2 protein-coding genes are annotated in these 7,237 nt (G+C 75.5%); both read left to right on the forward strand.

The window, feature by feature from the left end:
* Positions 1–5,499, forward strand: a 5,499-nt coding sequence (locus tag B0E53_RS31190; RefSeq protein ID WP_146167829.1) for a non-ribosomal peptide synthetase/MFS transporter, incomplete at its 5' end; no start/stop codon positions are given.
* Positions 5,496–7,237: non-ribosomal peptide synthetase (locus tag B0E53_RS31195; RefSeq protein ID WP_146167830.1), on the forward strand; the 1,742-nt coding region annotated here is incomplete at its 3' end. The genes B0E53_RS31190 and B0E53_RS31195, both read left to right, overlap by 4 nt.

Raw genomic sequence — 7,237 nt, forward strand, 5'->3', positions numbered from 1 at the left:
ACCGCACCCGCCGCGCCCGCCGCGGTCGAGCCGGCCGAGCCCGCCGAGCCCGCCATCCCGCGCGCCGACCCCGACGCCGGCCCGGCGCCGCTCTCCTCCGGGCAGCACCGGCTCTGGTTCCTCGACCAGGCGTACGCGCAGAACGCCTACACGGTCGGCACCGCGCTGCTGCTGGACGGCGCCCTCGACGTCGACGCGCTGCGCGGGGCGCTGGCCGGCCTGGTCCGGCGGCACGAGTCGCTGCGTACCGTGTTCCCGCTCGGTCCCGACGGCGACCCGGTCCAGGAGGTGCGGCCGGCCGGCCCGGTCGACCTGCCGGTCGTGACCGCGCCGGACGACGCGGACGACCCGGCGCCGGCTCCGCGGAGCATCGTGGAGTCGGCGGTCGCCGACGCGGTGCCCGGGTGGGTGCACGCGGCGCTGGCCGCCGACGTCCGGCGCCCGTTCGACCTGGCCCGCGGGCCGCTGTTCCGGGCCGTGCTGCTCCGGGTCGCCGAGGACCGGCACGTGCTCTCGCTGACCATGCACCACAACGTCTCCGACGGGTGGTCCCTCGGCATCATCGCCGGCGAACTCGCCACCCGCTACGCCGCCGCCCGCGACGGCCGCCCCGCGCCGCTGCCCGACCTGGCCGTCCAGTACGGCGACTACGCGCGCTGGCAGCGCAGCCGGCTGGCCGACCCGGACAGCGACGACCTGCGCTGGTGGCGCCGGCAGCTCGACGGGGTGGCCAGCGTGCTGGAGGTGCCGACCGACCGGCCACGGCCGCCGGTGCAGACCTTCGACGGCGCGGTCAGCACCCGGGTCCTGCCCCCGGCGGCCGCCGACGAGCTGCGCCGGTTCAGCCAGGCCCGCGGCGCCACCCTCGCCATGACCGTGCTGGCCGCGCTGAAGGCCCTGCTCTGGCGCTACACCGGCCAGCGCGACATCTGCGTCGGCACGCCGGTCGCCGGGCGGGTCCGCGCCGAGCTCGAACCGATGGTCGGCTTCTTCGTCAACATGCTGCCGCTGCGTACCGTGCTCGACGGCGACTGGACCTTCACGGAGCTGCTCGGCCAGGTGCGGCGCACGGCGCTGGGCGCGTACGACCACCAGGAGGTGCCGTTCGAGCGGCTGGTGGACCTCGTCGACGCGCCCCGGGACCTCAGCCGGAACCCGCTGTTCCAGGTGATGTTCAACCTGCTGAACGTGCCCGAGCAGCGGGACCTGGGCACGGCCGGGCTGCGGATGGTCCCGTTCGCCGTCGAGCCGGGCATCGCCCAGCAGGACCTGGCCCTGTACGCGTACGAGGTGGACGAGGGGCTGCGGTTCCGGCTGGAGTACAACACCGCGCTGTTCGACGCGGAGACCGCCGAGCGGATGATGGGGCACCTGGAGACGCTGCTCGCCGCGGCCGTCGCCGACCCCGGCGTCCGGCTGGCGGACCTGGCCGTGCTCACCCCCACCGAGCTGGACCGGGTCGCCGGTTGGAACGACACCGCCACCGAGCCGGGCTGGGCGGTGCCGGGCCGGCCCACCCTGGTCGAGCTGATCGCGCACCAGGTCGCGACGCGCCCCGACCGGCCCGCCGTCACCTTCGGGGCCACCACGCTCAGCTACGCCGAGCTGAACGCCCGGGCCAACCGGCTCGCGCACCGGCTCCGCCGGGCCGGCGTCGGCCCGGACGTCACGGTTGCCGTCTGCCTGCACCGCTCGGACGAGCTGCCGGTCACCCTGCTCGGCGTGCTCAAGGCCGGCGGCGCGTACGTGCCCGTGGATCCCGACTACCCGGTCGAGCGGCAGCGGTACGTGCTGGCGCACAGCGGCGCCCGGGTCCTGGTCACCGAGGCGGACCTCGCCGACCGGTTCGCCGACTTCGCCGGCGAGGTGGTGCCCTGCGGCGCGGCGCTGGCCGCCGAGCCGGAGATCGACCCCGAGCCGTCGGCCGGGCCGGACGACCTCGCGTACGTCATCTACACCTCCGGCTCGACGGGCCGCCCCAAGGGCGTCCGGGTGACCCACGGCGCCGTGGTGAACACGCTGGCCACCATGCGCGAGCGGCCGGGCCTGACCGGCGGCGGCACGATGCTCGCGATGGCGAGTTTCGCCTTCGACATGTCGGTGCCGGAGCTGTTCCTGCCCCTGGTGGTCGGCGCCCGGATGCTGCTGGTGGGTCGCGACGTCGCCTACGACGCGCCACGGCTGGCCGACCTGCTGGCCGCCGAGCGGGTCACCCTGGCCCAGGGCACTCCGGCGACCTGGCGGCTGCTCATCGAGTCCGGCTGGACCGGGACGCCCGGCCCGACCGCCGTGTGCGGTGGCGAGGCGGTGTCCGCCCCGCTGGCCCGGCAACTGGTCGAGCGGGTGGACGCCTTGTGGAACCTCTACGGCCCGACCGAGGCCGCCGTCTGGTCCACCCTGGACCGGATCGAGCCCGGCTTCACCCATCTCACCATCGGCCGCCCGATCGGCAACATGCGCGTACACGTGCTCGACGCGCAGCTGTCCCCCGTCCCCGTCGGGGTGCTGGGTGAGCTGTACCTCGGCGGTGCCGGGCTGGCCCGCGACTACCACGGCGACCCGGCGCTGACCGCCCAGCGGTTCGTGCCGGACCCGGACGGCGGCGGCCGGCTGTACCGCACCGGCGACCTCGGCCGGCGCCTCGCCGACGGCCGCATCGAGTTCGCCGGCCGCGGCGACTCCCAGGTCAAGGTGCGCGGGTTCCGCATCGAACTCGGCGAGATCGAGTCGGTGCTGCGCCGCCACGAGTCGGTCCGCGACGCCGCCGTGGTGGTCCGCGAGGACGGGGACGAGAAGTCGATCGTGGCCTACCTGACGCTGGCCGGGACCGGCGGCGACGCCGCACCGGAGCGGCCGGAGATCACCGCCGACTTCGACGCGGATCCGGCGCCGTGGCGGGCCTTCGCCCGCACCTACCTGCCGGACTACATGGTGCCGTCCGCGTTCGTGCTGCTCGACCGGATGCCGCTCAACGCCAACCGCAAGGTCGACCGCGCCGCCCTGCCCGCACCCCGCCGCGGCGGCGCCGCCGTCGGCGCCACCCCGCCGGACACCCCGCTGCGCAGGGCCCTTGCCGAGCGGTGGGCGGCGGTGCTCGGGTACGACAGCGTCGGCATCGACGACGACTTCTTCGACCTCGGCGGCGACTCCTTCAAGGCCATCAAGGCGCTCGCCGGCAGCGACCCGGCGATCAGCGTCCTCGACCTGTTCCGCCACCCGACGATCCGGGGGTTGACCGACCACCTGGCGGCGACCGGCGGTTCGGTCGGGCGGCTGCTGCACGAGCTGACCCCGGCCCGGCCGGGTACGCCCACGACGCTGACCCTGGTCTGCGTACCGTTCGGCGGCGGCAGCGCGATCACCTTCCAGCCCCTCGCCGACGCCCTGCCGCCGGGCGTCTCGCTGTACGCCCTGGAGCGCCCCGGCCACGACGTGAACCGCCCGGACGAACCCCTGCTCGGCCTGGACGAGCTGGTGGACCGCTGCGTGGCCGAGGTGGTCGACGGGATCACCGGCCCGGTGGCGGTGTACGGGCACTGCGTGGGCGGCGCCGAGGCGGTCGAGCTGGCCCGCCGGTTGGAGGCGGCCGGCGTCGAGGTGACCGGCGTGGCCATCGGCGCGCACTTCCCCGCGCCGCGACTGCCCGGCCGGCTGTTCGGCTGGCTGCGCCGGTGGTTCCCGGTGGAACGCTGGACGTCGAAGCGGCGGACGCTGGAGGCGCTGCGCGCCATGGGCTTCTTCACCGAGGTCTTCGACGAGAACGAGAAGGACTTCGTGATGCGCGTGGTCCTGGCCGACTCGGCGAAGGGCGAGGACTACTACACCGACGTCTACGCCGAGGGCCTGCCCCGGAAGCTGTCCGCGCCGCTCGTCAGCATCGTCGGCAGCGGCGACCGCGCCACGGAGTTGTACCAGGAGCGGTACCTGGAGTGGGAGTTCTTCGCCGACCGGGTCTCGCTGGAGGTCATCGAGGGCGCCGGCCACTACTTCGCCAAGCACCAGCCCGCCGAGCTGGCCCGCGTCATCCTGGCGCACTGCACCGCGCCGCCGGCGGCGCGAGCGGCCGAGCCCGCCCGCCCGGAGACCGGGGCCGTGGCGAAGCCCGCGCCGCCGCGCGAGCGGCCGGCGGCCCCACCCCGCGCGACACCCAGCCTGGCGGTGTTCTACCTGATCGCGATCGGCCAGCTGGTCTCGCTCATCGGCAGCGGGCTGACCGGCTTCGGCATGGGCCTCTGGGTCTACCAGCGCACCGGGTCGGTGTCGCTGTTCGCCACGGCCACCGTGCTGGCACTGCTGCCCGCCGTGGTCCTCTCCCCCATCGCCGGCGCGCTCGCCGACCGGTGGGACCGAAGACGCCTCATGATCTTCGCGGACTGCCTGGCCGCCACCGGCACGGTGAGCCTCGCCCTGCTGCTCTGGCTCGGCCAGCTCCAGCTCTGGCACGTGTTCACGGCGATCACCGTCACGGCGGTGGCCACCGCCTTCCAGCAGCCCGCCTACCTGGCGGCCGTCACGCAACTGGTGCCCAAGCGGTACTACGGGCGCGCCAACGGCATCGTCACCCTCGGCACGGCGACGAGCACCGTGCTGGCGCCGCTGGTCGGCGGCGCGCTGGTGATCGCGGTCGGACTGCGCGGCATCGTCGTCATCGACCTGGTCACCTTCGCCTTCGCGGTGCTCGTCACGCTGTCGGTCCGCTTCCCGGACACCCTGTTCGTCCGGCGGGAGGAGCCGTTCCGGCGGGAGGTCCTGGGCGGCTGGCGGTTCATCGTCCGCCGGCACGGCCTGGTCGCCCTCGTGGTGCTGGTCGCGTCGCTGAACTACTTCTTCGCCATGGTGGAGGTCCTGGTCACCCCGCTGACCCTGTCCTTCGGCGACCCGGCGGTGCTCGGCCGGGTGCTCGCCGCCAGCGGCGTCGGCATGCTGGTCGGCTCGGTACTCATGGGCGTCTGGGGCGGCACCGCCCGGCGGACCACCGGCATCCTGGCCAGCGTCGTGCTGCTGGGCGTCTCGCTGCTCACCGTCGGCCTGCACCCGAGCCCTCTGTTCCCGGCGCTCGGCCTGTTCGGGATGGGCCTGGCCACCGCGCTGGTGAACACCCACTGGCTGGCCATCGTGCAGGCCAAGGTGGGGCTCGAACTCCAGGGCCGGGTGCTGTCCATGGGCCAGATGCTGTCCTGGCTGATGGTGCCGGCCGGCTTCCTCACCGCCGGCCCGCTCGCCGAGCACGTCTTCGCCCCCCTGGTCTCCTCCGGCGGGCTGCTGGCCGGCGTCGTCGGCACCGGGCCGGGGCGCGGCATGGCCCTCGCGGCGATCATGGCCGGGCTCTGCGCGCTCGCGCTGGCCGCCGCCGGGATCGCGTACCGGCCGATCCGCGACGTCGAGGACGAACTGCCGGACAACGATCCGGGCAGCGTCATCCTCGCCGACAAGGACCGCCTCCAGGAGGCGGCCGACCGGCAACTCGCCCTGCACCGCAGCGGAGGTTCACGCCGGTGAGCGCCCCCACCCGATCCGCCGGCCCGACCCGCCGGAACACCGGCCGGCGCCCGACCGGTGACCTGCCCACCGTGGACTGCCTGCACCGGATGGTGGCCGCGCAGGCCGCCCGCACCCCGGAGGCGGAGGCCGTCCGGCACGGCGACCGGGCGCTCTCCTACCGGCAGCTCGACGAGGCGGCGAACCGGCTCGCCCGGGTGCTGCTGGGCCGCGGGGTGAGCCGGGAGGACCGGGTCGGCGTCTGCCTGCCGCGGACGCCCGAGCTGGTGGTCGCCCTGCTCGCCGTGCTCAAGGCCGGCGCCGCCTACGTGCCGCTGGACCCGGCGTACCCACCGGCCCGGGTGGCGTTCATGGCCGCGGACTCCGGGGTGCGGCTGGTGCTGACCCGTGCCGACCTGGCCGGCCGGTTCCCCGACACGGCGGTCGCGGTCGACCGGCTCGATTCGGTTGAGGACGGCACCGACCCGGCGGCACCGGCGGGGCCGGAGGACCTGGCGTACGTCATCTACACCTCCGGCTCGACGGGGCGGCCCAAGGGCGTGGCCATCGAGCACCGCTCGGCGTCCGTGCTCATGCACTGGGTCCGGCAGACCTTCGACGACGCCGAACTGGGCGGCCTCCTCGCCGCCACCTCGGTCTGCTTCGACCTGTCCGTCTTCGAGATCTTCGGCCCGCTCTGCTGGGGCGGCCGGGTGCTGCTGGTCGACGACGTGCTTGCCCTCGCCGCACCGGGGGCGGACCGGCTGCCCGTCACCCTGGTCAACACCGTCCCCTCCGCCATGGGGGAACTGCTCACGGCGTCGGCCCTGCCCGCGAGCGTGCGCACCGTCTGCCTGGCCGGCGAGCCGCTGACCGCCGCGCTGGCCGCCCGGGTCTGGTCCCGGCCGCACGTCCGCCGGCTCTGCAACCTCTACGGCCCGTCGGAGGACACCACCTACTCGACCTGGGCGGAGGTGCCGCCGGACAGCGGTGACCCGCCGATCGGCCGGCCGCTGCCGCGGACCCGCGCCTACGTCCTCGACCCGGACGGGCAGCCGGTCCCGCCGGGCGAGCCCGGCGAACTGCACCTGGCCGGGGCGGGCCTCGCCCGGGGCTACCTCGACCGGCCGGAGGAGACCCGGGCCCGGTTCCTGCCCGACCCGTTCCGGCCCGGCGAGCGGATGTACCGCACCGGCGACCGGGTCCGGCTGCGGCCGGACGGGCAGCTCGCCTACCTGGGTCGGCTCGACGACCAGGTGAAGCTGCGGGGCTACCGGATCGAGCTGGGTGAGGTGGCCGCCCGCCTGGCCGCCCTGCCCGGGGTACGCGAGGCGACCGCCGCCGTGCGACAGGGACCGAGCGGGGACCCGCTGCTGGTCGGCTACCTGGTGGGCGAGCGACGCGACGACGTCCGGGCCCGGCTGGCCGAGGTGCTGCCCGCGCCGCTGGTCCCCGCGACCCTGGTGTGGCTGGACCGGCTGCCCACCCTGCCCAACGGCAAGGTGGACCGCGCGGCCCTGCCCGCACCCACCCTCGGCGACGACACCGGGACCGCCACGGCGCTCGACGGCACGGCCGGCACGGTGGCCGCCGTCTGGCGCGAGCTGCTCGGGGTGCCGGTCCCCGACGCCGGCAGCGACTTCCTCGCCCTGGGCGGCGACTCCCTGCTGGCGGTCCGCTGCGCCACCCGGCTGGCCGCCGCCACCGGCCGGCCGGTCCGGCCGGGTGACCTCTTCGCCCACCCCACCGTCGCCGCGCT

It is taken from the genome of Micromonospora sp. MH33 (assembly GCF_003013775.1).
GTDB lineage: Bacteria > Actinomycetota > Actinomycetes > Mycobacteriales > Micromonosporaceae > Micromonospora > Micromonospora fulviviridis.